At 36.9% G+C, this 25,615-nt stretch carries 26 protein-coding genes, 3 pseudogenes and 1 other annotated feature; of the genes and pseudogenes, 24 read left to right on the forward strand and 5 right to left on the reverse strand.

Annotated features, from left to right (window positions below; genetic code table 11):
• Window positions 1-266: 266 nt before the first annotated feature.
• Complete coding sequence (locus ACQKNC_RS06875) at window positions 267-1,217, forward strand: DNA/RNA non-specific endonuclease (RefSeq protein ID WP_427424103.1); 951 nt, start codon at window positions 267-269, stop codon at window positions 1,215-1,217.
• A 965-nt stretch (window positions 1,218-2,182) separates the two neighbouring features.
• On the opposite strand, the gene ACQKNC_RS06880 is transcribed toward ACQKNC_RS06875, so the two are convergent.
• A complete protein-coding gene (locus tag ACQKNC_RS06880; protein ID WP_427424104.1) occupies window positions 2,183-3,136 on the reverse strand; it encodes a TRM11 family SAM-dependent methyltransferase in 954 nt (317 codons plus the stop codon).
• 250 nt (window positions 3,137-3,386) lie between these two features.
• Between ACQKNC_RS06880 and ACQKNC_RS06885 the strand changes: the two genes are divergently transcribed.
• Both ACQKNC_RS06885 and ACQKNC_RS06890 read left to right on the forward strand, forming a co-directional pair.
• Complete coding sequence (locus ACQKNC_RS06885) at window positions 3,387-4,211, forward strand: DNA alkylation repair protein (protein ID WP_427424105.1); 825 nt, start codon at window positions 3,387-3,389, stop codon at window positions 4,209-4,211.
• A 363-nt stretch (window positions 4,212-4,574) separates the two neighbouring features.
• Window positions 4,575-5,282, forward strand: coding sequence for a DNA alkylation repair protein (locus ACQKNC_RS06890; protein WP_427424106.1), 708 nt, complete (start codon window positions 4,575-4,577; stop codon window positions 5,280-5,282).
• Between the two features lie 323 nt (window positions 5,283-5,605).
• On the opposite strand, the gene ACQKNC_RS06895 is transcribed toward ACQKNC_RS06890, so the two are convergent.
• Window positions 5,606-5,938 carry a TetR-like C-terminal domain-containing protein gene (locus ACQKNC_RS06895; protein WP_427424107.1) on the reverse strand — a complete coding sequence of 111 codons (333 nt, stop codon included), beginning with the start codon at window positions 5,936-5,938 and terminating at the stop codon, window positions 5,606-5,608.
• A 66-nt stretch (window positions 5,939-6,004) separates the two neighbouring features.
• Here ACQKNC_RS06895 and ACQKNC_RS06900 point away from each other — a divergent pair.
• The 14 genes and pseudogenes from ACQKNC_RS06900 to ACQKNC_RS06965 form a co-directional block, all read left to right on the forward strand.
• Window positions 6,005-6,217: pseudogene (locus ACQKNC_RS06900) on the forward strand (SDR family oxidoreductase); the annotation flags it as partial.
• Window positions 6,218-6,404: 187 nt separating this feature from the next.
• Window positions 6,405-6,628: a binding site (T-box leader), on the forward strand.
• Window positions 6,629-7,254: 626 nt separating this feature from the next.
• Window positions 7,255-8,592, forward strand: coding sequence for a sodium-dependent transporter (locus tag ACQKNC_RS06905; protein ID WP_427424108.1), 1,338 nt, complete (start codon window positions 7,255-7,257; stop codon window positions 8,590-8,592).
• An 835-nt stretch (window positions 8,593-9,427) separates the two neighbouring features.
• Window positions 9,428-10,786 carry an aspartate kinase gene (locus ACQKNC_RS06910; protein WP_427424109.1) on the forward strand — a complete coding sequence of 453 codons (1,359 nt, stop codon included), beginning with the start codon at window positions 9,428-9,430 and terminating at the stop codon, window positions 10,784-10,786.
• A 270-nt stretch (window positions 10,787-11,056) separates the two neighbouring features.
• Window positions 11,057-11,239 (forward strand): hypothetical protein, encoded by a 183-nt coding sequence (locus ACQKNC_RS06915; RefSeq protein WP_100543083.1) that lies wholly within the window; start codon window positions 11,057-11,059, stop codon window positions 11,237-11,239.
• A gap of 330 nt (window positions 11,240-11,569) precedes the next feature.
• Window positions 11,570-12,253: an adenosylcobinamide amidohydrolase gene (locus tag ACQKNC_RS06920; RefSeq protein WP_427424110.1), complete on the forward strand. Its 684-nt coding sequence runs from the start codon at window positions 11,570-11,572 to the stop codon at window positions 12,251-12,253.
• Window positions 12,250-13,206, forward strand: coding sequence for an adenosylcobinamide-phosphate synthase CbiB (cbiB, locus tag ACQKNC_RS06925; RefSeq protein WP_427424111.1), 957 nt, complete (start codon window positions 12,250-12,252; stop codon window positions 13,204-13,206). Before ACQKNC_RS06920 ends, cbiB begins: the two co-directional genes overlap by 4 nt.
• Entirely contained in the window at window positions 13,193-14,272 is a 1,080-nt protein-coding gene (locus ACQKNC_RS06930) for a pyridoxal phosphate-dependent aminotransferase (protein WP_427424112.1), read from the forward strand. The genes cbiB and ACQKNC_RS06930 overlap by 14 nt, the downstream gene beginning before the upstream one ends.
• A 2-nt stretch (window positions 14,273-14,274) precedes the next feature.
• Window positions 14,275-14,892 carry a histidine phosphatase family protein gene (locus tag ACQKNC_RS06935; RefSeq protein ID WP_427424113.1) on the forward strand — a complete coding sequence of 206 codons (618 nt, stop codon included), beginning with the start codon at window positions 14,275-14,277 and terminating at the stop codon, window positions 14,890-14,892.
• Window positions 14,893-14,904: 12 nt separating this feature from the next.
• Window positions 14,905-15,480 (forward strand): bifunctional adenosylcobinamide kinase/adenosylcobinamide-phosphate guanylyltransferase, encoded by a 576-nt coding sequence (locus ACQKNC_RS06940; protein WP_427424114.1) that lies wholly within the window; start codon window positions 14,905-14,907, stop codon window positions 15,478-15,480.
• A gap of 39 nt (window positions 15,481-15,519) precedes the next feature.
• On the forward strand, window positions 15,520-16,296 hold the full coding sequence (gene cobS, locus ACQKNC_RS06945; RefSeq protein WP_427424115.1) for an adenosylcobinamide-GDP ribazoletransferase: 777 nt from the start codon (window positions 15,520-15,522) through the stop codon (window positions 16,294-16,296).
• Window positions 16,269-16,868, forward strand: coding sequence for a histidine phosphatase family protein (locus ACQKNC_RS06950; RefSeq protein WP_427424116.1), 600 nt, complete (start codon window positions 16,269-16,271; stop codon window positions 16,866-16,868). Before cobS ends, ACQKNC_RS06950 begins: the two co-directional genes overlap by 28 nt.
• Complete coding sequence (locus ACQKNC_RS06955; RefSeq protein WP_427424117.1) at window positions 16,817-17,209, forward strand: bifunctional adenosylcobinamide kinase/adenosylcobinamide-phosphate guanylyltransferase; 393 nt, start codon at window positions 16,817-16,819, stop codon at window positions 17,207-17,209. Before ACQKNC_RS06950 ends, ACQKNC_RS06955 begins: the two co-directional genes overlap by 52 nt.
• Window positions 17,210-17,624: 415 nt before the next feature.
• On the forward strand, window positions 17,625-18,119 hold the full coding sequence (locus ACQKNC_RS06960; RefSeq protein ID WP_427424118.1) for an ECF transporter S component: 495 nt from the start codon (window positions 17,625-17,627) through the stop codon (window positions 18,117-18,119).
• Window positions 18,116-18,799, forward strand: coding sequence for a hypothetical protein (locus ACQKNC_RS06965; protein ID WP_427424119.1), 684 nt, complete (start codon window positions 18,116-18,118; stop codon window positions 18,797-18,799). Before ACQKNC_RS06960 ends, ACQKNC_RS06965 begins: the two co-directional genes overlap by 4 nt.
• 193 nt (window positions 18,800-18,992) lie before the next feature.
• Here ACQKNC_RS06965 and ACQKNC_RS06970 read toward each other — a convergent pair whose 3' ends face one another.
• Together ACQKNC_RS06970 and ACQKNC_RS06975 are read right to left on the reverse strand one after the other, a co-directional pair.
• Window positions 18,993-19,211 carry a hypothetical protein gene (locus ACQKNC_RS06970; RefSeq protein ID WP_427424120.1) on the reverse strand — a complete coding sequence of 73 codons (219 nt, stop codon included), beginning with the start codon at window positions 19,209-19,211 and terminating at the stop codon, window positions 18,993-18,995.
• 15 nt (window positions 19,212-19,226) lie between these two features.
• Complete coding sequence (locus tag ACQKNC_RS06975) at window positions 19,227-20,060, reverse strand: tetratricopeptide repeat protein (RefSeq protein WP_427424121.1); 834 nt, start codon at window positions 20,058-20,060, stop codon at window positions 19,227-19,229.
• Between the two features lie 277 nt (window positions 20,061-20,337).
• Between ACQKNC_RS06975 and ACQKNC_RS06980 the strand changes: the two are divergent.
• The 7 genes and pseudogenes from ACQKNC_RS06980 to ACQKNC_RS07010 form a co-directional block, all read left to right on the forward strand.
• Window positions 20,338-20,750, forward strand: a pseudogene (locus tag ACQKNC_RS06980) (multidrug ABC transporter ATP-binding protein); the annotation flags it as partial.
• 126 nt (window positions 20,751-20,876) lie between these two features.
• Entirely contained in the window at window positions 20,877-21,299 is a 423-nt protein-coding gene (locus tag ACQKNC_RS06985; RefSeq protein WP_427424122.1) for a DUF1801 domain-containing protein, read from the forward strand.
• Between the two features lie 136 nt (window positions 21,300-21,435).
• Window positions 21,436-22,425, forward strand: coding sequence for an alpha/beta hydrolase (locus ACQKNC_RS06990; RefSeq protein ID WP_427424123.1), 990 nt, complete (start codon window positions 21,436-21,438; stop codon window positions 22,423-22,425).
• Window positions 22,425-23,096 (forward strand): response regulator transcription factor, encoded by a 672-nt coding sequence (locus ACQKNC_RS06995; protein WP_427424124.1) that lies wholly within the window; start codon window positions 22,425-22,427, stop codon window positions 23,094-23,096. Before ACQKNC_RS06990 ends, ACQKNC_RS06995 begins: the two co-directional genes overlap by 1 nt.
• Window positions 23,093-24,085, forward strand: a complete 993-nt coding sequence (locus ACQKNC_RS07000) for a sensor histidine kinase (RefSeq protein ID WP_427424125.1) — start codon at window positions 23,093-23,095, stop codon at window positions 24,083-24,085. Before ACQKNC_RS06995 ends, ACQKNC_RS07000 begins: the two co-directional genes overlap by 4 nt.
• Before the next feature lie 143 nt (window positions 24,086-24,228).
• Window positions 24,229-24,441 carry a hypothetical protein gene (locus ACQKNC_RS07005; protein WP_427424342.1) on the forward strand — a complete coding sequence of 71 codons (213 nt, stop codon included), beginning with the start codon at window positions 24,229-24,231 and terminating at the stop codon, window positions 24,439-24,441.
• Window positions 24,422-24,562 (forward strand): annotated as a pseudogene (locus ACQKNC_RS07010) (lactonase family protein); the annotation flags it as partial. The gene ACQKNC_RS07005 and the pseudogene ACQKNC_RS07010, both read left to right, overlap by 20 nt.
• A gap of 165 nt (window positions 24,563-24,727) precedes the next feature.
• On the opposite strand, the gene ACQKNC_RS07015 reads toward ACQKNC_RS07010, so the two are convergent.
• Window positions 24,728-25,603 carry a LysR family transcriptional regulator gene (locus ACQKNC_RS07015; protein WP_427424126.1) on the reverse strand — a complete coding sequence of 292 codons (876 nt, stop codon included), beginning with the start codon at window positions 25,601-25,603 and terminating at the stop codon, window positions 24,728-24,730.
• Between the last annotated feature and the right edge of the window lie 12 nt (window positions 25,604-25,615).

Below are 25,615 nucleotides of genomic sequence, written 5' to 3' on the forward strand. Positions count from 1 at the left end.
TCTTTCTATTCAACTGTATAATATCATACATTTAATTCACTTAAACTAATGAGTGCTTTACTTAAAGATGGGATTCCACAGAGATCCCATCTTTTTCTTCTTCAACTAACGGTGCAGGTTAGTTGAAGAAGGAAAAAAAATGAAGTATCTACTGTAATAAAATTAATATTGTAATATACTATCTTTAATAGGTTAACAATGTTAATTTATGTTTTATTCAAAGATCTATAGAATGTTCAGTGAAAAATATTATAAGGAGTCTTAAAATGAAAAAGAAAATAAACTATTTAATCTTACTTTTAACTGCCATCTTTATAGTTGGTTGTACTAACGTAGAAGATGTATCGGTTACTGATGGGAAAGCGGATTCACAAGAAGCAATTACAAAAAATAGTGAAAAAGAAAAAACTACGACTGAAAAACAAGTAGTAGAGGAAACATCAACTCAATCAAAAGATCAACTGTTCAAAGGTTACAAACTAATTGAAGTTGATGGTGGTGATTTGTCTGGACATCGCGAGCCTAACGTAGTCGTTGACATTGGTTTTGGGGACCGAGAGTATTGGTCCTTTACGAATGAATACGGGCAAATAGTCCGTGTCATTGCTAACGAAATCGTTCTACAAGATGATCGTACCGAACCTGTAACATCGTCTGGCAGATACTACGCTGATGAAGCGAAAGTTCCTGGTGTCGAAAGAGCAGATTTAGATGAAGGACATGTTATTGCAGATTCTCTTGGTGGGGTATCAAATGCTTATAATATTACGCCACAAGATAGTACGCTTAACCGACATGGTGATCAAGCATATATGGAAGACGCTATTCGTAAAGCTGGTGGAGCTACTAGTTTTGAAGCAATAATCACATATCCTAATACGGAAACGCAGATTCCATCTCATTACAAGTACACTTACACTTTAAAAGGGAATAAAATTGTAGATGAGTTTGATAACGGCAACCCTGATGAAATAAATAAGTCTCTAGGATTAACTGAAAGTAAAAGTAAATCAACTAACTCAAATAAGTCAACAAGTTCTAATAAGTCCAATGCTTTGAATGGCACTGAAGATATTTCTAGCGTTGATACAGATGGAAATGGTCAAGTAACGATTAAAGAAGCAAAAGCAGCAGGTTATAGCATGCCAATAACGAGTGATCACTGGTTATACCCATATATGAAAGACAATGATAACGACGGTATGGTAGGGGAATAAGCATCTAGAACTCAAGGCAAAGTAAATGAATGAAATAAACGGATGACCTACAGAAACAATCGGGAGCGATTGTTGAAGAAGCGAAGCTGTTCTTATTAAACGAACGGGTGCTTTAATTGAATATTCGCATCCAGAATTAATCAACCTTTATTATAAAAACCAAACTAGATAAATAAAGAACCGACTGTTTTGATCAAACTTTGTTTCAAAACAGTTGGTTTCTTTCTGTATAAAATCAACGTTTGCAACTTACTTGTAATCGAACTTTATTCAAAAGCTACAGTAATGATACTAATTTTAATCCATTTGAAAACTTAACACGTGCATAAATGGCTAAAATTCTTATGTGTTCTTTGCAACCGAGTGATTGGTATTAAGCGTTTTGCATACTTGTCATATTTAAATAGCTTGAAAATTTAATAATGAAAATCGATAATCCTATCTTTTATCGGAATCATTTCCTTCAAGAATAGAAAGGTAGATTGTTGAAGATACTCCGCCACCTTTTCAGGATAAGCCGACTATAATTCCTTCTAAACCTTCTGATCCCATACCGTTTGATTAGCAGGTTGTACCTTCGATTCTACAGCAACTCAATGAACCTAATCCGGAATGGTGGGCGCGACTTACTGACATAATCATGCCGACTCTTATTATAGGAGGTGGGTTCAGTAAGCTCAGCCTTGATATTGTGGGGGACCGGGGTAGCGGTTTGGATTACCGGCCATAGACTGTTGAACAAAGCTAGGAATGGATCAAAAGAAACTTAGGATCTTTTAAGTTTTAATGCAGCCTTTTTGATAAAGAAAATATCACTACCCTAAAGTTTTTTGTAAAATATGAATTAGCGAAGTATTTTTATTCAAACTTTATTTCGGACCAACAGAAAGAGACCTTGAAAGTTGTCAAGGTCTCAGTTTTATGTAGCCCTTTTAGAAATGATATTCAGCTAATGATTGATAAAGTTATTCACATAATAGAATTTGACGTAAAAACGATTGCTTTTTAGCAACGCATCTATCTTTTATAATAAAACCTGCATCTTCTATCATGTCATCAATTGTTTCAATTGTAACGACAATAACCTTATCGGCAATCCGACGAGCATGTTTTATAATATCAAATTGATCTTCTGGTGATGAATGCGTAAATAAGTTATAGGGTAAATCAATAATTGCGACATCATAGTGTTCTGTTACTTCTGAGATTGGACCTACTGTAATTTTGCCTGTTAATCCAAAATAAGCGATGTTTTCTCGGGAACCTTTGCAAACATTGTAATATAAATCTCGCCCTTCAATATTAATTCCCATGGAAAGGGCTTCAATTACTACTGTCCCTATACCACAACAAGGGTCAATCGCCCGTATGTTTTGAGGGTGAGGAACTGCGATATTCGCAACAGCACGAGCAACTCTAGTACTAAGTGCTGTTGAATAACTGTTTGGTTTGTGTAAATGTTTACGCCAAATAGATTCACTCTTCATATACTTTCCAAAATACCATGTTCCATCTACTAGCAAAAGACCAAATACAATTTCAGGATGATTTAGGTCTGGTTCGCCCTCAATGCATAATCCTATCTCACGTTCAATCAATCGACGCTCTGGTAGATGAATTTTCTTCGTTTCACCTATATCCATACCATTTAAACAAACTACTTTATAAGTAGCTTGATTTACTTCTATATCCTTCACCAAGGTCTTGAGGCTCTCTATATTATTTTCTTCATATAGCACTTCAAGTCTTTCTTGCATAAAAGGACTTCGGCTTGGATCAATTTTAATATTGCTTATAATATAATTTGATTGGGAATCAATACTAAAAAATGAACGCATCTCCATTCTACATAGATCGTACTCGTCAACATGATGTACATATGTGTATATAAATTTACTGTTATTTTGTTCGTTACTCAATTGATTATCATCCTTTTATATTGTTGTTCACTTGATTTTACTAACGTTCATAAAAACAAATGAAGTTACTCATTGTGTAATCGTATCATAGGCGTCTCTATCAAGCCACTCGATATCAATATCGATTCACAATTATGCCGCTTTTAGGATAATAGTGGAAAAAATCTGTAAGGAGAAATAATATAAAGATAGACATCTATTCATTTCAACAGGTCGGATTTTATGTTCCACAATAACAGGAGGGTGTTAAATGGTTGTAAAAGAAGAAATTTTACATAGAAAGGGAGCTAGAAAGGCTATTGAAATCCCTAGCGAAGTTTTAACGTTGCTGAATCAAGGGGAAATAGAGAGTGTTAATTTAACTGAGTGGCAAGCTGTTCACCATAGTACATTATTAAAAAATGTTCTCCCATCGATTGGACTAGAAGAAAAGTTAGAATTTATACTGACAGAGGTTGAGAAGCAAAAAGTTGAAACGGGAATGAAGGCTGTACGTTTAATAGGATCTTTATTAGAAAAAGCATTGGTAGATAAGAGCGATATAAAAAAAGAAGAGCTAATCAAAATATGCGCTCATCACGTATCTGATAGTGTCCGATGTTGGGCGGCATTTATGAATAAAAACAATGATTATTCTTTAGAAGAGAAGCTGTTGTATATCCGACCTTTCGCAGCAGATCATCATTTTGGTGTTCGGGAAATTGCTTGGATGTCAATAAGGGAGGACCTTGCAGCGAATATTGAAATGAGTGTAGATTTGTTAACGGAGTGGGCGAAAAGCGAAGATGAAAATATTCGTAGATTCAGTTTAGAATCCATTCGTCCTCGCGGAGTATGGACAAAGCATATAGAAGTTCTAAAGGAAGAACCGCAAATCGCACTTCCTATTTTAAATTTACTAAAATCAGATCCGTCAAAGTACGTTCAAGATTCAGTCGGCAACTGGTTAAATGATGCTAGTAAAACACAACCAGAGTGGGTAAGAAACCTTTGTGATAAATGGCAAAAAGAATCTCCGACTAAGGCAACTGAGAGAATCGTTAAAAAAGCTCAAAGAACAATAGTGAAAAGTTAGTTGGCTATTGAAAAATTACTATCGAGTTTTTTGAAAGTTGCTTGCTGACTTTGAAGATGAGTGTCAGAGAAGTCTACTTAGCCTTAAATTTTCCACAATAACAATCAACAAACCGAGCAAGCAAAAGGTATTAATCATGTTGCTAGATTGCTAAATATAATGTGAAGCTAATCGCAATAAACATGATCACAGAAGTTAAAGCTTCCAGAGGATATCACAGAATCGGAAAGGAATTCTTTATGCAAGCACAAAACTGATTCTGGATGTAGTTATGCCGAGGTATAATTGATTAGTCTATAGGATAATGGTTATATAGTAAATGGCGAAATATTTATGGGAATATTTCAAAAAGGAAGTGCGAAAATGAATCTAGAAATGGTAATGCAGGAGCTTGAGGCTCTTGGCAAGGAACGAACTAAAAAAATGTATATATCCAATGGTGCGCATGAGCCCCTTTTTGGCGTGGCAACAGGTGCAATGAAGCCAATAGCTAAGAAATTAAAAATAAATCAACCGTTAGCTGAAGAACTTTATGCCACAGGGAATTATGACGCAATGTACTTTGCAGGTATTATTGCAGATCCAAAAGCGATGACTGTGTCAGATTTTGATCGTTGGATGGATTCAGCATATTTTTATATGCTGTCTGATTATGTGGTAGCAGTAACTTTAGCGGAAGCAGATATTGCACAAGAAGTTGCTGATAAATGGATCGCAAGCGGTGAAGAGCTGAGAATGTCAGCGGGCTGGAGTTGCTACTGTTGGCTTTTAGGGAATCGCTTAGACGATGAATTCTCCGAGAGCAAAATTGCCAACATGATTGAAACAGTGAAAAATACGATTCTCGATTCGCCAGAACGAACGAAATCTGCTATGAATAATTTTCTATACACTGTTGGGCTTTCGTATTTACCGCTCCATGAAAAGGCTGTCGAAATTGCAAAGGAAATAGGTCCAGTAGAAGTTAAACGGGATAAGAAAAAAAGTAGTGTCCTGCATGCATACGAAAGTATTCAAAAGGACGTAGATAAAGGGAGACTTGGTTTCAAACGTAAATATGTAAGATGTTAGACAATAGCTACGCATCACGGACATTATTTATTTATCTGGGGGTTATCCAATATGGATTGATCCCCTTTTTGATTAAAGCATTTTAAGAAGACGATGCTTCGCTATTTCTTAGTAAAATAATTATAAATTACAATCGAGCTATTGTTATATTTTTACTTCTCTTAGCGAAGCTGATGTCACGGAAGCGGAAATTTCTTATTGGTTATTTAAAATTATAATACATAATAAAAAACCATCCTTAATATAAAATTGCTCTTAAAACGGGGACATTTTTAAACTAAAGGATGGTTTATCTTATGAAGTTGATAGGTTGAAAAACAACTTTATTTTCCAAATGGATTATCAATATAAGGGCCCTTCACTGTAATACGCATTAGCTGAGTAGACATAAATTTTGATGAATAAGGCATATCGTTTTCTAGCCACCAAACAATCACTTCAAGAAAGGCAGCGGCAAAATATCTGACAGCCATTTCACGTGGAACTGTCAGCTTTTTATCATCAGGCTGTGTAAAGTTTATGCCATTTGAGACAAAATCAATGATGATTTCCTTCATGCCTGAAGAGAAATAAGGAATGTCTTGTTCAGTTAAAAACACTTTATATAATTTGCAATTTAAAGAAATTTGCTCGAATAAATGTATCGTGTGGCTCATCTTCATCTTTTAAAAAATCAAATTCTATCTTGTCATCAAATGTAACATTAATACTTCCCACTAAATAATTCTGTACATCCAGGTATTATCGTAACACCAATGACGGCACCAACGATGGAAGAGGGAGGAGCTCTACCTTTCTATAAAACGTATACACAACTTCCATACTTGGGTGAACCAGAGAATGTAGCCTATGGCGTTGTATTTTTAGCATCTGACGAATCACGCTTTATGACAGGTGCAGAATTAGTCATCGATGGTGGTTGGACAGCTATTTAATAAAGAATAATTAAGCTTAAAATCTAGGTTTCATACAAAATGTGAGCCTAGTTTTTTTGTTGAATGCGTGAGTAGAAAAATTTCCGCGAACGAAAAATAAGAGGATAATACATAAAAATTCAAAAAAATAATTGACGCTAGTATTTAATGTGTGATAAAAATGATAGTATCAATTCGGGAAATTAATATTTGGGCAATGATAGGATAAAGTAGTGAAAATCTCCCTATTTCAGAGAGCTGGTGGTTGGTGCGAATCAGTATATAGATTATCATGAATTTCGACCTGGAGCATCTTTCATAAATCACATTTTGTGAGGAAGTGGAAGACGGTAGTGAATACCGTTATCAAATAAAGTGGTGAAGAATTTTATTCACAACAAGGGTGGTACCGCGATATATATCGTCCCTACGTATTTACGTAGGGACGTTTTTACTTTCTTTCAGCAAAATCTCATACCTTTATGGGTGTGAGATGAATGCGGTTTTAAGTCACTTTTCAGAGGGGTTCCTAACATCTGTACCTGTCGCTACGCTTTCGGTACAAAAAACATCCGCTGAAAGAAGTTAAAGCCTCCGGCGGATTAGGTCTAACTCTTGTTGTATTTTCATAACTAGGGTGGTACCGCGATATAATATCGTCCCTACGTATTTGCGTAGGGACGTTTTTTATTCAGGTCTAACTCTTGTTGTATTTTCATAACTAGGGTGGTACCGCGATATTATATCGTCCCTACGTTTGCGTAGGGACGTTTTTTATTCAGGTTTTACTCTTGTTATATCTTCATAACTAGGGTGGTACCGCGATATTATATCGTCCCTACGTATTTACGTAGGGACGTTTTTTATTCAGGTTTTACTCTTGTTATATCTTCATAACTAGGGTGGTACCGCGATATTTTTATCGTCCCTACGTTTTCGTAGGGGCGATTTTTATATGGAAGAGAGTGGTTGTATGAGAAAGGAGTCACGAAAGACAAATATGAAAAAAGCCCGGATTGGAATAAACAAAGAAATAGAAAAAGAGAGGAGATAAAGAGATGAATTCACAGCAATGGACATCGAAATTAGGCTTTATTTTAGCCGCAGCAGGTTCAGCAATAGGTCTTGGAGCGATTTGGAAGTTCCCGTATATGGCCGGTATTGGAGGTGGCGGTGCGTTCTTCCTTATTTTCATCGGTTTTACGTTATTAATTGGTTTACCGTTATTATTGGCGGAATTTGTTATTGGAAGAAGTACACAAAAAGAGGCTGTTGAAGCATATAGAACTATTGCTCCTAAGACACTGTGGCCGTGGGTTGGTAAATTAGGGATTGTAACTTGTTTCATATTGCTTTCATTCTACAGTGTTGTGGGTGGCTGGATTTTATTATATTTATGGAATGCAATTACAGGTAGACTATGGGAAGGTAATGGTTCGTACGAAGCAACTTTTGGAGAAATCATTTCCAATCCATTTTTAGCGGTTGGATCACAGCTATTATTTATTTTCATTACTATTTTTATCGTAAGTAAAGGTGTACAAAACGGTGTTGAAAAAGTAAATAAATATTTCATGCCAGCATTATTTGTTTTATTCTTTGTATTAATTATCCGTGCTCTTACATTAGATGGAGCTGGAGAAGGGGTTCGCTTCTTCTTGCAGCCTGATTTCTCAAATGTAACATCTGAAATTATTTTATATGCGATGGGGCAATCATTCTTCTCATTATCTGTCGGTGTAGGAGTAATGGTAACGTATAGCTCATACTTACCGAAAGAAGAAAGTTTACCGCGTTCCGCATTTTCTATCGTCGGTTTAACGCTTGTGATTACATTGCTTGCAGGGCTTGCTATTTTCCCGGTAGTATTCGCATTTGGAATGGAACCATCTCAAGGGCCAGGTCTATTATTTATTGTATTGCCAGCAATTTTCAGTAAAATGGCATTTGGGAAATTGTTCTTTATTATTTTCTTGCTACTATTTTTCTTTGCAACAATAACATCAGCGATTTCAATGTTGGAAATTAGCGTTGCCTCTTTAACGACAAAAGGTAAAGGGAAACGCGAAAAAATGGCATTGATTGTTGGATTACTTATCTTTGTTGTGGGGATTCCATCGGCGCTATCATTTGGCGTATTAAGCGATGTGAAATTGTTTGGAAAAACAATCTTTGATTTAGCAGACTTTACAGTAAGTAATATTCTTATGCCACTCGGTGTATTATTAGTTGCTATCTTCGTACCGTTTAAAATGAAGAAAGATGTATTAATGAGAGAACTGGATGTAAGTAAAAATAAAGGCTATAAATTATTTGTATTATGGTTATTCTTACTCCGCTATATAGCACCAATTGCAATTATTATCGTATTTTTAAATGTAATTGGAGTGATTTAACAGACAAAAGGCCCTAGCATAACGTTATGTTAGGGCTTTAACCATTATCCAAAAACTGCTCAGGTCACCAAAAATACTCCTCCAGTTCCTACGATTACTGCCCTCAACGGAATAAAAGCGGAAACCTACCCAAATCAAAGGTTAATACCTTCCTAAAAAAGATGGAATATCTAAAAAATGACTTGACATCGATCGGAAATAGCACAAACATCACAATTTTTTCTGCATATCATAATGGAGTAAGCGTTTTCTTCAATTAATATGGAAGAAAGGCACTACAATTCAATCAAGTTTGCTGCAAAACACTTTGTTACAAAACTTTTAAGTATGCACAAAAGAGTTATTTCACGATGTACACATTTTGTAACTTGGTTTTATTACGACACTTCGAGAAAAGGGATCAAGCCATAAGTCATCCCCGAATAGTTTCGACTTGTTGTTGTAATAATGATTCACATCCAGCAGTTGAAGTGATACATCTTTATACAAGCAATATTATTCAAATGGAAATCCACATTTATTTTGTAAAGACGTGGTTCGTTTTGTCATGTCTAATCTACTGTTAAAAATTCTATAAAATAAATGATTTCAGCTAGTTCAGACAAATATTTTTACGATTATAGGAATTCTACGAAAAAAATTTGCAAAAACCTTAACTATTTCATACGAAATCCGTATAATAAATCAAACAGCGTGAAAATTGTCCATTTCCATCAGTTAATTGTGTGAATTTTTTAAATTGTATTGACGTGGGGAACGATAATTTGTACACTGTGTACATTCAATTGTTTTTTGGAGGAATACATTTAAATTAAAAAGTTAGGATTTGATGGTTATGATCGTATGTAAGTTTGGTGGAACATCTGTAGCAAGTGCAGAACAAATTCAAAAAGTAGCAAACATTGTAAAATCTAATCCGGCACGTAAAATCGTAGCCGTTTCGGCACCTGGGAAGCGCTCTGGTGAAGATATAAAGGTAACAGATTTATTAATTAACTTAGCAATGGCAGCATTAAAAAATGAAGATATTGAAGATGAATTACAAATCGTTGTGAATCGCTTTATGGCGATTGCGGATGGTTTGGAGTTAGATCATACAATTTGTGACGTGATTGCAGAAGATTTACGTGAACGTGTACTAGGTGATAAATCGAATGAGGAATTATTTATCGATAGCATCAAAGCTGCAGGGGAAGACAATAATGCGAAGCTGATCGCTGCTTATTTTAATTCAATCGGCATGCCGGCCCGCTACGTAAGTCCAAAAGATGGTTTGGTCGTCAATGATTTACCTGAACGCACGTATGCATTACCAGAGGCTTATGTAAATTTAGCACCTCTAAAAAACACTAAAGAAATTATTGTGTTCCCAGGTTTCTTCGGTTACACTAAAGCGGGCATATTGCGTACATTTGACCGCGGTGGCTCTGATATTACAGGCTCTATTTTAGCAGCTGCTGTTGAAGCAGAACTTTATGAAAACTTTACGGATGTGGATTGTGTGTTCTCCGCAAATCCGAAAGTCGTGAATGATCCAGTGGAAATTAAAGAAATTACGTATCGCGAAATGCGCGAATTATCCTATGCAGGCTTTTCAGTTTTCCATGATGAAGCGTTAATGCCTGTCTACAAGATTGGGGTGCCAGTTAACATAAAAAATACAAATAATCCATCAGCTCCAGGTACTCGTATCGTACCAAGGCGCTCTGCAGCAGCGCGTCCAGTTACAGGTATCTCGGCAGACAGTGGCTTTTCAACTTTGTATGTATCAAAATATTTAATGAATCGTGAAGTAGGCTTTGGACGTAAGCTTCTACAAATTTTAGAAGATGAAAATATTTCATATGAACACACACCGTCTGGTTTAGACGATATTTCTGTCATTATGCGTTCAAATCAAATAACACTTGAAAATGAAGAACGAATTCTTTCTCGTGTGAAAAATGAATTACAAGCAGATGATGTGCAAATGCGTCATGGTTTCTCTATGATTGTTATAGTAGGCGAAGGCATGCGTAATAACACAGGTCTAGCGGCACGTGCTGCAACTGCGATTTCGAAAACAGGTGCAAATATAGAAATGATTAATCAAGGTTCATCTGAAGTTAGTCTAGTATTCGGTGTGCTACAAGAATATGAAAACCAAATTTTACAAGCACTATATGAGGAATTTTTTGCACATGTAAGAGTGTAAGGAAATAAAGTGAAAGCTTTAATCAGTGGGGATTCTTTACCCCACTGATTAATAGTGTTCACCAATCGGGCTTTTACGGGCATTTAATGATCTACATAACTTCTTTGCTTTCGCTAAATTTTGAGGTGGGAGTCTTGTACCTGTCGTTTCACTTTTGGTACAAATAAATGACTGCCCGTTTACTGCGCTAATCCTTGAACTGGATTAGTGTTTTCTTTTTGACGGGAATACGGTAAAATCGAGGGCGTACATTGATTGGAGGTCTTTCTTTTGAAAAAATTATCGATTGGTATGTTTCTATCAATGATTGGCATACTTTTTGTTTGTTTAACTATTATGGATATATTACCGTCCTCAACAAAAACAATGAAAATTGTCTATATCGGTATTGGCTGGGTATTCATCATTGCGGGTTCTGTTATTCGTTTTAAAACCTTAAAACAAAGGCAATAACGGAAAATCTCGAAATTGAATTGTTATGACACGCGAATTTATGATACAATTTCAAAAAAATAAATAATTTGAGTATTATGAAGTTGTAATGCTGTACGAAAATTCAGAAGGTTCAAATTTGGGTAAATCATTAATTTAAGAATGAAAAGTACAAATTCTTCTTTGTAAGAATTTGTTTTTTTATTTTTATCTACATTCAGCCAATGTTTTCTGTGCGAAAGCGAAGCGACAGCTACATTGTCTTTCTGCGCGAAAGCGAAGCGACAGCTACAATTTCGCCAAGGCGTAGTTGATTAATGATGCACAATACATTAAATAGGAGGCGGGATAATGCCAGTACTACGCAAGGAAGATATTCATATTTCCGATCATTATGTTGCCGTCCAAACTGATTTTCAGATGAAGGTCGTATCCTCAGCAGTACATAATCCGGGCTTTGGCTTTTATACACATTTGATGAATCGTTCAGTGCCTTATACATATGATGAACGCAAACCACGGTTAGAATTACAACGTTTTTTACAGTCTGAGGGCTTTCCGATTGACAATACAGTTGCGATGATGACTGCTGTTTATGCTCGGTATGCAACAATTCGTGAGTTTACATATGAAGGAATTCATCTTGTCATAATGATTACAGCTGGTCTTGGCAATGCGGTTGATATTACGCGTGCCTTTCATCGTCAGGAGAAGTATCATGCTGGGACTATTAATACGTGGGTACTGATAAATGGAAGATTGTCGGATGAAGCTTTATTTCAGGCAATGATTTCTACGACAGAGGCAAAGGTCAAGGCACTTATTGATGAGGGGATAACAGATCCAACAACGGGTACACAAGCTACAGGTACTTCAACGGATAGCTTGCTGATTGCTTCAACAGAGGAAGGCGACTACCATCAATATGCAGGACCGATTACGATGCTAGGGAAAGTTATTGGCCACAGTGTTTATGAAACGATGCGTGAGGCCATTCAAAAATATAAAAAAGACAAAGAGGAGAATCCTTTATGATGGCACTGATGATTGCCTGTATCATCGGGCTTGTTTTTGATTTAGTAGTGGGTGATCCTCCTAAAATGCCTCATCCTGTACGCTGGATAGGGAAGCTCATTCAATCTCAAACAGAAATATGGAATAAAGGTAGAATGAGAAAGTTTCGTGGCATGGTGATGGCGCTCTCTGTAGTTGGTACAACTATGTTTGTTGTGACTGCCATAATGCTACTAAGCTATCAAGTTAGCGCACTATTTGGCATATTGGTTGAGGGCTTACTAATTGGGATTGGACTAGCACAGCGTAGCTTGAAGGAAGCGGCGATGGCTGTCTATGAACCGCTCGTCAAAGGAGATTTTGCTGAAGCGCGCGTGAAGCTTTCTTGGATTGTCGGCCGTGATACGAAGAAGCTTGACGAAGATGAGATTGTGCGCGGTGTTGTGGAAACGGTCTCAGAAAATACGAGTGACGGTGTAACAGCTCCATTATTTTATGCCTTTTTATTTGGTGCAATAGGGTTATGGGGTTATAAGGCAGTCAATACGTTAGACTCGATGATTGGCTATAAAAACGAAAAATATAAAGATTTTGGTATGTTTGCTGCAAAGCTAGATGATGTATTAAATTTTATTCCAAGTCGATTAACTGGCCTATTGATGGTGCTAGGTACGAAAAATGAAACAAACGTATCCCTCGGTAAGCGCTTAAAACGTTGGGCTCAGGATGCGAAAAAGCATCCAAGTCCTAATAGTGGTTATTTAGAAGCAGCTACAGCTGTTCAATTAGGGGTACAGCTTGGTGGAAAAAATACATATCAAGGTGTCGTTTCTTATCGAGCAATAATGGGCGAAAAATTAGTTCCGTTATCAAAAGAGCATATTGCAACGTCTGTGATTCATATGCGCATTGCTACCTTGCTCTTTACTCTTGTTATGTTAGCAATGGAGGTGTTAATTTTTGCAATTACCTAATCACGGAGCAAATCCGCAAAATGTTTATCAGCAGCTAGGGCTAAATATACCCGAAGAGGTGTATGATTTTAGTGAAAATGTCAATTCGGCAGGGCCACCTCCATTCGTTGAGGCGCGTTGGCGGACATTTTATCCGCTTATTCAACGCTATCCAGATCCGGACGGCGAGCCTTTTTTAACAAAGGTAACAGCTTTTCATGATGTTCAGAAAGATTCTGTATTACTAGGTAACGGTGCATCCGAGCTTTTTAGTGGGCTAGCTAGACGTTACGCCAATAAGCGTGTTATTATCGTACACCCAACTTTTTCAGAATACGATCGTACATTACGAGCAGCAGGTGCTAAAATTGTGCCCATTATTGTAGAGGATATTATTCATTATACATTGCCAATGGAGCATCTGAAGCATGAAATGGTCAACGCAGATGCATTATATATTTGCACACCGAATAATCCAACGGGGGTGCTTCCTAAGAAAGAGGAGCTTCTCGAATTAATCTCACATGGGGCGAAGGCCAATTGTGAGCTTGTTATTGATGAGGCATTTATTGACTGGGTAGATGAAGCCTATTCATTGATCCCGCATGTGGCTGAAAATCCTCATTTGATTGTCGTTCGTTCTATGACAAAAATGTATGCAATTCCAGGATTACGCCTTGGCTATTTAGTGGCGAGTCCAGTGGTTGTTGCTGAGCTAAAGTCTATTTTACCGCATTGGAACTTGAATGCCTTTGCCCTTGTTATAGGTACAGGCTGTTTAGATGAACAAGTATATTGTGAGCAAGCCATTGCCTATGCTAAACATCAACGGGAATCGCTACAGCAATATTTACAAGAAAAAGGTTGTCAGGTGACAAATAGTGTAACGAATTATGTATGTTTTGCATTACCGAAAAATCAGCAAGCAGATACATTTTTCACATATTGTTTAGCAAAGGGCGTCGTACTGCGCCATACAAAAAACTTTATGGGCTTAAATGGTGAATGGTTCCGTATTGGAATTAAAGATATTACAGCTATGACGTATTTACAGAATTGTTTGCAGGCGTGGTTTAACGCAAAATAGGGGTGAGCAAGTTGACAACTTTTTATTTAGTGAGACATGGTGAAACAATGTGGAATAAAGAGCATCGACTACAGGGATGGTTAGATTCCTCATTATCTGAAAATGGTATTTTGCATGCAGAAAAACTTCGAGATCATTTGGAGAAATTCCCTTTTGCAGCGGCATATAGCAGTTCAAGTGGCCGTGCTAAGGAAACGTTGCATATTCTTATAGGTGATCGTCAGCTTCCAATATTTTATGAGGATAATTTACGAGAGATTTTTTTAGGGGAATGGCAAGGGAGAACAGTCGAGGACATTATGACTACGAATCGCCTTGACTATGAATTTTATACTGATTACCCTGGACAATTCGTCGCAACCCATACGGAAAGTTTTGGTACGGTAACAGAACGAGCAATGTTTACGTTAAGGAAAATTGCAGAAAAATATCCCGAGAACAATGTTTTAATTGTGTCCCATGCTGTTACGATTAAATGCATCATTAACGCCATTTTAGGGCGCAGCATCAATCAGCTGTGGGCAGAACCATTTATTCATGGTACAAGTGTAACGATTATTGAACAAGTCGAGCAACAATGGCTCGTTAAAGATATCGGTAACATTCAACATTTACAATAGGAGGCGTAACTATTGCCACTGATTTTCATTACAGGGGGAGTACGCAGTGGTAAATCCCACTTTGCTGAAAAAGCGGCTGTTTCTCACTATCAAACAAAATTTTTGCAAGTGCAACGACTTATTTATATTGCTTCTGGAGTAGCGATGGACCAAGAGATGAAGAAACGAATATTGCGCCATCAGGCAGACAGACGTGCACAAAACATTGAATGGCTGACGATAGAAGCACCTTATGACATCGCAGATACTTTGCATAAATTGACCGATGGAGATGTCGTGTTATGGGACTGTGTTACGACATGGCTGACGAATGCGTTTTACGAGGGTTTTGACAAGGGAACTCCATGTGTAGAACAACCAGGCTGTTTAGAGAAGAAGCTTAATGTTTTAAAAAATGCGGTAGAGACGTTACTTGAGAAAAGGGTGACGTTTTTTATCGTCTCGAACGAATTATTCGATGAGCCTCCATATTCTAACGAAGAAGTTGAATTATACCGACAAATGCTTGGGAAATTACATCAATGGTTCGTGTCTATAGCGGATGAGGCGTATGAAATAAACTATGGTGTCGTAAAGAAATGGAAATAATGAATGACGCATTGAAAATAAAAAGAAGGTGGCAAGACGATGAAAAATTTCTGGCATAGTATGCAACTTGCATTTCAATTTTTTACAGTTTTGCCGGTACATAAAGAAATTCCTTTAACAAAGGCAACTATTACCGGGATGTTCGCCTTTTTGCCATGGATAGGGGCTCTCATGGGTACCACAGTGGCAGCGGTTATATATGGTTTAACAGAGTGGACGGCGAGCAGTGAAATCTTGCTTTCCTTTGTAATTGTCGGATTATTCGCCTTATTTACTGGTGGTTTACATTTAGACGGTTTTATAGATATGGGGGATGCTTATTTTTCATATCGGGATCGTGAGAAGCGGCTAGAAATTTTAGATGATCCACGTGTTGGCGCATTTGGTGTACTTTCAGTGCTATTTTTAGTGCTTGGTAAATTTGTCATTCTGCATGAGCTATTCGTGCAGCAAAAGTTAGCACTGTGGATGCTTGTGTTTATTCCGTTATTAACACGAGTAGGTATGAGCTTTTATTTTATGTCGCTCAAGTGCTCAAAAGAAAAAGGGCTTGCTTACTTTTTTAAAACACATATTAAGCCGGGAGTACTTATCAGTTTTATGCTTATAACACTAGTTGTGGCCTATAGCAGCTTGTTGTTTGTCATAGGTTTTACAATTGTTCCATTAGTGTTGATGGCTGTATTAGCGATTGCCTTTTTAGTCTTTAGACAATTTACAGTGCGCAACTTTGGTGGCGTTTCAGGGGATTTACTCGGTGCATCAATTGAAGGGATGGAGGTTGTGCTATGGGTGACGTTGTTATTGTGCGCATAATGAGACATGCACCAACAAAGGAAAATTTGGAAAAGCGTTATATCGGCTGGACAGATTCTACATTAGCTGACGCATCTTTGCTGACTATTGTAGATAAAGATGTTAAGAAGGTGTATGGTAGTGATTTATTGCGCTGTAGGGAAACAGCTGCCCGTTATTTCCCGAATGCAACATATCTGTCTGATAGGAGATTTCGAGAGTCGAACTTTGGAGAATTTGAAGGGCGCACATATGAGGACTTAAAATCCGATAGTCGTTATTGTGCATGGTTAGATGATCCCGTACAGTCACCACCTCCAAAAGGGGAAAGCTTTGATACCTTTTGTACGCGTGCAATTGAAGGGTTCACTGCATTACCAAAAGATGAAGACGTTTATCATCTCGTCGTGCATGGTGGAGTTATGCGTGCGCTTCTCGTAGCATTTGCACCAACTGAGCAACCTTTTTGGTCGTATCAAACACCGCATGATAAAATGTTTTCTTTAACGTTTACAAGAAAGGCTTGGGAGGAGGGAGCGAGATGCATGTCTTTATCGGAGGAGCCTATAGTGGAAAAACCGACTATGTCATGAAATTACTTGCAGGCCAGAAAGTTGAGCTTGTAGATGGCTATGTTCCTGATGTCAGTCCAGCCTGTGATGTACTAGTTATTAAAAACTTAGAGAAGTGGCTCGTAACACAAGATCTTGAGGATGATGAGCCCCTTGTCAGAACCATTTTGACAAGACTAAAGACTCTTGAAGAAAATTGTGCCCTCTATATAATAGTAATCGATATGGGACGTGGAGTTGTGCCGATGGAAAAACAAGCACGATTGCTGCGTGATACATGTGGGCGATTATACCAGGCATTATTTGCTGAAGCCGAACAAATCGTACGCATTTGGTACGGTATCGGGGAACAAATCAAATGATATAGTTTTAATAAAAATTTTATTAGGCTTTTTTGGGGATAAGATTTCCAAGGACGTATGCTTTGTAAATAAGTTGATTGGAGTGGAGGTTGGGCGACTCCTTGGGGATTAGCGATAGAGGAACGAAGGCTAAGATCATCACATCCTGTGAGAACGCCTTCGTGACCAACATCGTGCTGTTGCTGTCGCTACGTTGCACTACGCTTTCGCACAGACAAAAACACTTTGCTGCCGCTACGTTAACACTACGCTTTCGCGCAAAAAACACCTGTTGCCCCAAGCGGCTCATCGGACGCCCCCAGGAAGCTTTGCTCTGTGCGAAAGCGAAGCGACAGCAACAGCAACAAAGCGCCCAACCGGAACGGAAATCAACCCCGCGCTATGATAAAAAAATATAACGAAAAGAGGAAATGGAATGGATCGACAAAGATTGATGAAATTGACGCTTACTGCCATGGTAGCGGCAATTTGTGCAGTGGGTGCAGTCATTAAAATTCCAACATTTATTTCAACTGCTGCGCTTGACTCTGCACCTGCATTTTTGAGTGTTGTATTTTTATCTCCAGTATTAGCTGGGGTTGCGGGGGTAATTGGGCATTTTATATCAGCCTTAACTACCGGCTTCCCCTTAGGACCACTACATATTATTATCGCAGTGGAAATGTTTATTGTTGTATGGATCTTTGGAGTTATGCATAAAAAAGGAATGCATTTCTGGAAATGGCCAGTGGCACTTATTTTAAATGGCGTTGTAGCACCATTACCATTTTACTTTATCATTAGTCCGGCATTTTACTGGACGTCATTGACTAGTCTTCCATTGGCAACACTCATAAATCTAGTAATCGTAGCAATTGCGATGCCAATTCTGTCGAAGGTATTTGTGCGTAAGGAAGGTCGAGTACATTGAGAAATGCAATAAAAGTAGGTGAGCTGATTGCTACAACAGATAATGCTGCAGCAATTGGCGAAAAACCACAAGATGTTGTGTCTGCTTCAGACAAAATTACAGCATACTTCACTGCACGTGTTACTTTTTTAGAGCAGCTTGCTGCAAATGCTTTACCAAGGCATATTTTGCTCGCTAATTTTTCAGGGGATGCAGCATGGTCTCGTTATGTTGCAGGTATTCAACAGGTTTTTGATGAGGTTGGTCTTATTTCCCCGCAAATAGACGGTAGCACAGAGTCCAATATGCCGACTCTACAATCAGGTTTGTCTATAACGATGCTTGGTGAGCAACAGAAACGCACATCAACTAAGCATGAGCACCTAAGTTGGTACACATATGGACTACCACTTGTAGGCAATGAAGTCCTTGCACAGCCTGAAGATGTCGCACAGCTAAAACCTATTTTTCACGCGTGGAAAGAGGGGATAGTGCAGCAAGTATGGCCAGTTGGATCAAAAGGTCTGCAAACAGAATTTACCCGACTTTTTGGTGAGGAACAGGTCAAAAGTTTATTAGATGTTAAAAAATCGGCTGGTCCATGTGCAGTAGTTATGCTAGGTATACAGCCAGAAAAAGAGCAGCTAGCACAAAAAATTTTTCCTAGAAATTTTGAAAAACTACGTAAAACTGCATTGTAATTGGGCTTGATTTGAGAAAAGGTAACGGTTTCAAGCTTAAATGCAGTAATGAATCGTACGTTTTACTTTTGGTGTACAGAGCCAGTGCTAGAGCGACGGATGTAGAAGATAACAGCTTTGATGATATGTAAAAAACTTTAGAGAAAAAATAGCCATGTTAGCGTGATTATTGCTGACATGGCTTTTTTTTAGTTTATTCAAAAAAATCTGATTCGAAAAATGGTGGGATGCCAGCTTCCTTTAAAAAGTATTTGTATTCAGTAGGGGCTTCTAAAAGTGATTTATTAGGAAGTAATACCTCATCTCTTAATCGTTGAACGAGTTGAGCATTTAATTCTGGAAACCATTTTTCGTACGGTACTTTTCTTTCTTCTTCTATAGAAATTAAAAAATTAATAATATATTCAAACATCACGGGGAAATCTTGTTAAATTTGATGATGATGAGCAACGATGGCCTCGATGTAATTATTCAATTCATGAAACGGTTCATTTGGATCATACCCACCTAAATATTTTCGGTTGTGCTGTGGAATAAAGGTAAATCCACTGAGAGCATGCCATGCACCGAGCATTACTGTAAAAGCGGCAAGGGCACATCTCCGTGTTTCTAAATCTCGATCGTTAAAAAAACGATAATAGTCATCATACTCAAAACCGCTACTAGTATAAAAACCTCCAATACCAAAATTTTTAAGTCTCTCTGTTACTTTTTCTACAATAGATTTTGTAGAAGGTTCTGTTTGTAATGATTGATTTGTAGCAAGCGTGATAATTTGATCACTACTACAATCTAATCGATGACCTAAATAAGAAATTGTTCGAGAGTACTTTAATATATCTTGATTAGTTGTCATATAAACGAGGTTGTCAATTAAGAAGCCCATAGCTTCAGCATGTTCTCCTAAGTTAAATAATGACATCGCGTAGAAAACTTTCATTTGTTCCTTATTAGGAAATTTACAAAATGCTTCTTGGAATAGTTTTTTTGCCTCTACAAAACGTTCGTGTGTTCGATAAATGCATCCTAATTTGACGTATGCGTCCTCCAGTTCTTCATCTGATAAACCTAATTCAATTGCTTTCTCATAAAATGGCATTGCCTTTGTCTCTTCAGCTAAAATATCAAAGCTGCGTGCACATTGATAGTGGAGGGAAGGATTGAGCTGATCATTTGATAATAACCCCAAAAACATTTCTTTCGACTCTCGTAGTTTTCCTTGTCTTCGTAAATGTAATGCACTTTCTATAGTGTTTTCCATGATTTATCCTCGCTTCTGCTTTAATAATGGACTAATTAATTTAGGGCTCATACCAAAAATTAGAGCTGATATATGTTAAATCGTTTAGATGAATGGAGTGAAGGTTGGACGCCTCCAGGATAGCGCCCAGTCGTAACGGCCATCAACCCCACGTTATGGTAATGAGCCAATATATTACTATAATTATTATACTGAAAAAAAAGGGTTCAATCTCCTTTTTTGTCTAAAAATTTATGTCCCGAATATTACGAGACACAATTGCCAATTGAGATATGCAGAGGTTGAAGAAGCTGTTAAAATCGCTAATGCCCATAACTTTATTAAATATTTACCAGCACAGTATGATACACTTGTATAGGCAGGTGGCGCAAACTTAAGTAAAGGTCAACGACAATTATTGGCTATTGCCCGGGAAATTTTAGAAAATTCGGATATTTAAATTTGGGTAATGCTATATCGAGTGTAGATACGCAAATCGAGGTCGATATTCAAAAAGGTTTACAGCATTTAATGCAGGGGCGAACAAGCTTTGTTATTGCGTACCGTTTAAAAACAATCGAAAATGCTGACCAAATTCTTGTTTTTCAACAAGGTGAAATCGTTGAGCAGGGTAATTACCAACTGCTCATGCAAAAACAAGGTATTTATAGTAATCTCCAGCAACAACTTTTGCTTGAGAAAGTGGAATAAAATATTGAAGGCTATCTATTAAGTACGTATAAACTTATTAGACAGTTTCTTTTTTTACCTATCGTGGAAGATATTTGGAAATGTTATGATGCATCAAAATTCAACTTTCGAAGGTGAGGTATTAAAATGTACGAATTAAAAACAAAAGAAACTGATGAGAGTGTTATTGAATTTATTGAAAATGTAGAGCATCCTAAAAAGCGTGAAGATGCTTACCGACTATTGGATATTTTTGCTGAAGTAACAGGGTATGAAGCAAAAATGTGGGGGCCAAGTATTATAGGATTTGGTAAATATCATTACAAATATAAATCTGGACATGAGGGCGATGCACCTTTAGTTGGATTCTCACCTCGAAAAGCTAAAACCAGTTTATATTTTGCGCCAGGCGACAGTGAGCGTGACAATTTATTAAAGGATTTTGGTAAACATACAACAGGAAAAGCTTGTATTTATATTAATAAACTAGCGGATATTGATGTGGAGATATTAAAGTCGCTCATCCAACGATCTGTAACCTTTTTACAAGAGACCTATCCTGATCAATAATTTTCTAGGATCAAAAGCTGTCTAAGTGGAGTAAACACCACTTTTAGACAGTTTTTTATTTGCCTAATCACAAAAAATTAATTAGAAATTTATTTTTCTTGTTTATCCTTTCATTATCAACTGAAAGGGGAATTATATGAAAAAGAAGTTTAAGAAAATAGTTATTTATTTTATAGCGGCTGCGCTTATTGGACTAGTGGTGATCTTCAGCTATCATCAATATCAGCTTAGTAAGGAATCTAATCTTTTGGGGAATAAAGGTACACTTGTTGAGGTAGATCATCAAAAAATCAATGTTTACACTGAGGGTGATGGTGAGGACACTTATGTGTTTATGGCAGGTTCAGGGGTTGCGGCACCCATTTATGAAATGAAGGGGCTTTACAGTAAATTTTCGCAACAACATAAGATTGCTGTTATTGAAAGAGCGGGATATGGATATAGCGATGTCTCGAAGGACGAACGAGATATTGATACAATTTTGGCACAAACGAGAGAAGCGCTCCTGAAAAGTGGAAATAAGCCTCCTTATATATTAGTACCACACTCCATTTCAGGGGTTGAAGCGATTTATTGGGCACAAAAATATCCTGAAGAAATTAAAGGGATTATCGCGCTTGATATTGGTTTGCCAAGTCAATATGTGGAGCATAAAATGGGAGCGGTTGATTTATGGACTGTTAGGGGAATGAATTTGCTAACGAAATTGGGTGTACAACGATTAACACCTTCTAAAGTGTTTAATCCGGAAGTAATGAAGCAATCGTTTTTAACGGAGGAAGAAAAAGAAATTTATAAAGCACAGTCCTATAAACAACTTTTTAATGATGATATGAAAAATGAGTTACTACATGTGTATGAAAATAGTTTAAAATCAGAAGAGCTTCCGAAACCAAAAGACACACCGATATTATTAATAGATGCCATTGCTGAACTAAATAAAGATTCGAAATTTACGAAGTACCATAGCCAGAAATATGCGGAATTTGCCGAGCAAATTAACATAACAGATGTGAAAGAATTAAGTGGTACCCATAGTATCTATTTATATAAACCTGATGAGATTTATAATCTTGCTATAGAATTTATGGAGACTAAAGTTAACAACAAAGAAAGGTCGAGGTAATGAAAGGAATTACGATTTTAATAGTAGAAGACGACCAAATGATTGGCGATTTGATGCAAAAAATACTACGACGAGAAGGCTACGATGTTGTATGGAAAACTGATGGACGTGAAATTATGAACCTTATCCATCAAATTGATTTAGTCATAATGGACATTATGCTTCCAGGGGAGGATGGCTATCAGCTGACGAAGAACATTAAAAGCTTAGGCTTAAATATCCCCATTATTTTTCTTTCAGCTCGGAATGATATTGAGAGCAAGCTTCAAGGGTTAACAGTTGGTGAAGATTATATGACAAAACCATTTGATCCGAGAGAGCTTCTTTTAAGAATGCAGAAAATGCTAGAGCAGCAATATGGAACATTTACGCAAATCCAGCATCTATTGATTGATATTGAGCATCGTAAATTATTTAAGAATAATATACATGATGAAATTTCATTGACTGCGATCGAACGTAAAATCTTCTTTTATTTATTTGACAACAAGGATAGGGTGTTAACGAAGGATCATTTTTTTGACTACTTATGGCCGCTTGAAGATCGAAATCAAAATATCATCAATGTTCACATAAAAAAGATCAGAACGAAAATTAATGATTCATCAGGTATCATCCTACAAAATATTTACGGAGAAGGGTATCGATTAAATACCTACATAAAGAAATGACTTTAAAAACAAAATACCGATTATTATTATTTACTGCTATAGTCAGCGTTCCAATTGTATTGTTAGGGATTAGTGTGTCGATGTCTATTATGTATGAATTCGTCTTTAAAAATAGAAATAAAGGCACGCCATTCCATGAATCTTTCGCCTATCCAACCATGCTTATTGTGTTCTTCGTATCATTATGTTTGCTAGCATTTTTATTTTCGAAATCGATCAATTCTTTACTAACGAAAATTAATATGCTAAATAAAACGATTCGCGACTTAGCGAGTAATGAAAGAATACCGAGTACTTTAGAGGTGGGTAGTGAGGATGAAATTGGACAGTTAATTCAGTCGGTTAATATACTAATTGAGCGAACTACCTATCGGGAATTAGAGCTTAAACAACAGCAAGAGCTGCAAAAAGAGCTACTGCAAAAACTAAGGCACGACATTAATACCCCGTTAACAGCTATCCGTTTACAATTATTTTATCTAGAAGATACCTATAAGGAACAACCCAAATTGGTAGAATCCTTGAATGAGCAAATTCAATATATCGCTAGCTTAACGAATGAATTTAATTTACAGTCCTTAGACACAATGGAGAATTCTTATATCGTTACGGAGGAAGTGCAACTCACGACATTGTTAGAAACGATGATAAAAAAATGGAGCTATTTATATAGAATGCAAAACATCGAAATAATTTATCATCCAGAGGATACCGATATTACATTTATGAGCAATGAACTATGGCTACAACGAATGTTCGATAATGTGTTCCAAAACACATTGAAACATTCAAAAGCTACAAAGCTTGAGGTAACAATGAAAGATAGTAAGGTTTTCATGATGGATAATGGTATTGGCTTTGAACAAAATCGTGTAGGTGAGGGTCTAGGCTTGAAGATTATTGATGACATCGCTAGAATTCTTCAAGTAAACTATGCACTATATTCATACGAAGAAGGGACATCATTTTGTTTTACTATTTCAACCTAAAACAACGGCTTTTTTCACTTTGCCGTTGTTTTTTTATTACATCGAAAAAAGCTAGGTGTTGCTGAACTTCCTTCACTGCTAATGCTTCAGCAATTTAGGGAATTGAAATCGTAAAAGAACCATATAAAAGGAGGAAAGTTTTTATGAATAAAATTTCCCCATCAAATGTAAGTATGGTTTACATGATGACGAATAATCAAGTGATGAATCAAGTCATTGCTTTTAACAGGGGCACAAATGGAATGCTCGTATTTGTGGGTGCCTACCCAACTAATGGTAGAGGTACTGGCACAAGGAAAGTCTCTGCGGTAACGCCAAACAATGGGGTCGATCCCACGGCATTTTTACACCCTTAACGGAAATCAAGGAACAGTCTCCCCTTTTGCCATTCAAGAAGGTGGAAGTCTAGTCAGGTTGCAGGTTGCCACATGGACTCAACTCCCTTATTTTGGTTCGCAGGGGTTAGCGGTTCTTTGATTTTTTTGAGAATTCGGGTGATAAATTAAAGTTAGGTGATAAATTTAGAAAGTTGGTTGATAAATTAAAAAAGTTAGGTGATAAATTAAGAAAGTTAGGCGATAAACTTAAAAAGTCGGGTATAAACCAGAAAATGAGGGCGATAAATCACCAGACCCAATCGAACTAGCTTTGTTCGATTGGGTCTTCCAGTAATGATTCAATAACTTGTTTTAATTGGCAAGGAGAAGATTGTTGACTTTCACTCTTCTTGTAAATAAAGACAGTTTTGATTATTTTGTTTAACTGCTGCAAATCGTAATAGTGAATGTTGGAATAGTTATAAAGGTCAATTAGTTTTGTATTTAACACAGCAATCGTATTGTCTATTTGTAGGAAATCAAGGATACTACTAACCGACTTTATTTCCTTCATCGTAAATGGTACTTGATTCTTTTTTAACCAATCAGCCATCGCACGTGTATACATACAGCCTCTGCTTAACACAAGTAGTGTAACAGGTGAACGGTTCTCAAAATTAATAATTTGTGAATTGTTCGAAATGACTTCAAATGTTTCTGTTGCAATCATGTCATAATTTAAATCAGGGTAGTGTTTAATAGGATTACTTGTCAGTGCACAATCCATTTCGGCATTATGTACTTTTTCATTTAAGGAAGTGCTGGATTCCACAGTGAAATCGACATCTAACGGTATATTATTTGTTTGCAAGGCATTCATAATGGAAGCACCATAAATTTTAATCGTTGTATGCGAAGTGCCAAAGCTAATTTTTGTATTTGTTTGTGCCGAACTAATCTCCTGTAAAAATTCATCGTACTCTTGTGAGATAAGCTTTAAAAATTTTAAATATTGTGTCCCTACATTTGTAATCTTCAAGCCTTGTGGTGTACGCTTAAAAACCTCCTGACCAATTTCAGCCTCCATTTTCTTCACTTTAGAGGTTAAGGCAGATTGAGTATAATTCGTAATTTCAGCGGATTTACTAAGATTTTGCCTTTCCAAAATCTCGATTTTCAATGCTATTTCTTCTATGTTCATGTTGTATTTCAC

Origin of the sequence: Lysinibacillus sp. NPDC094177 (genome assembly GCF_050279145.1) — a bacterium.
In the GTDB taxonomy this organism is placed as follows: Bacteria; Bacillota; Bacilli; order Bacillales_A; family Planococcaceae; genus Lysinibacillus.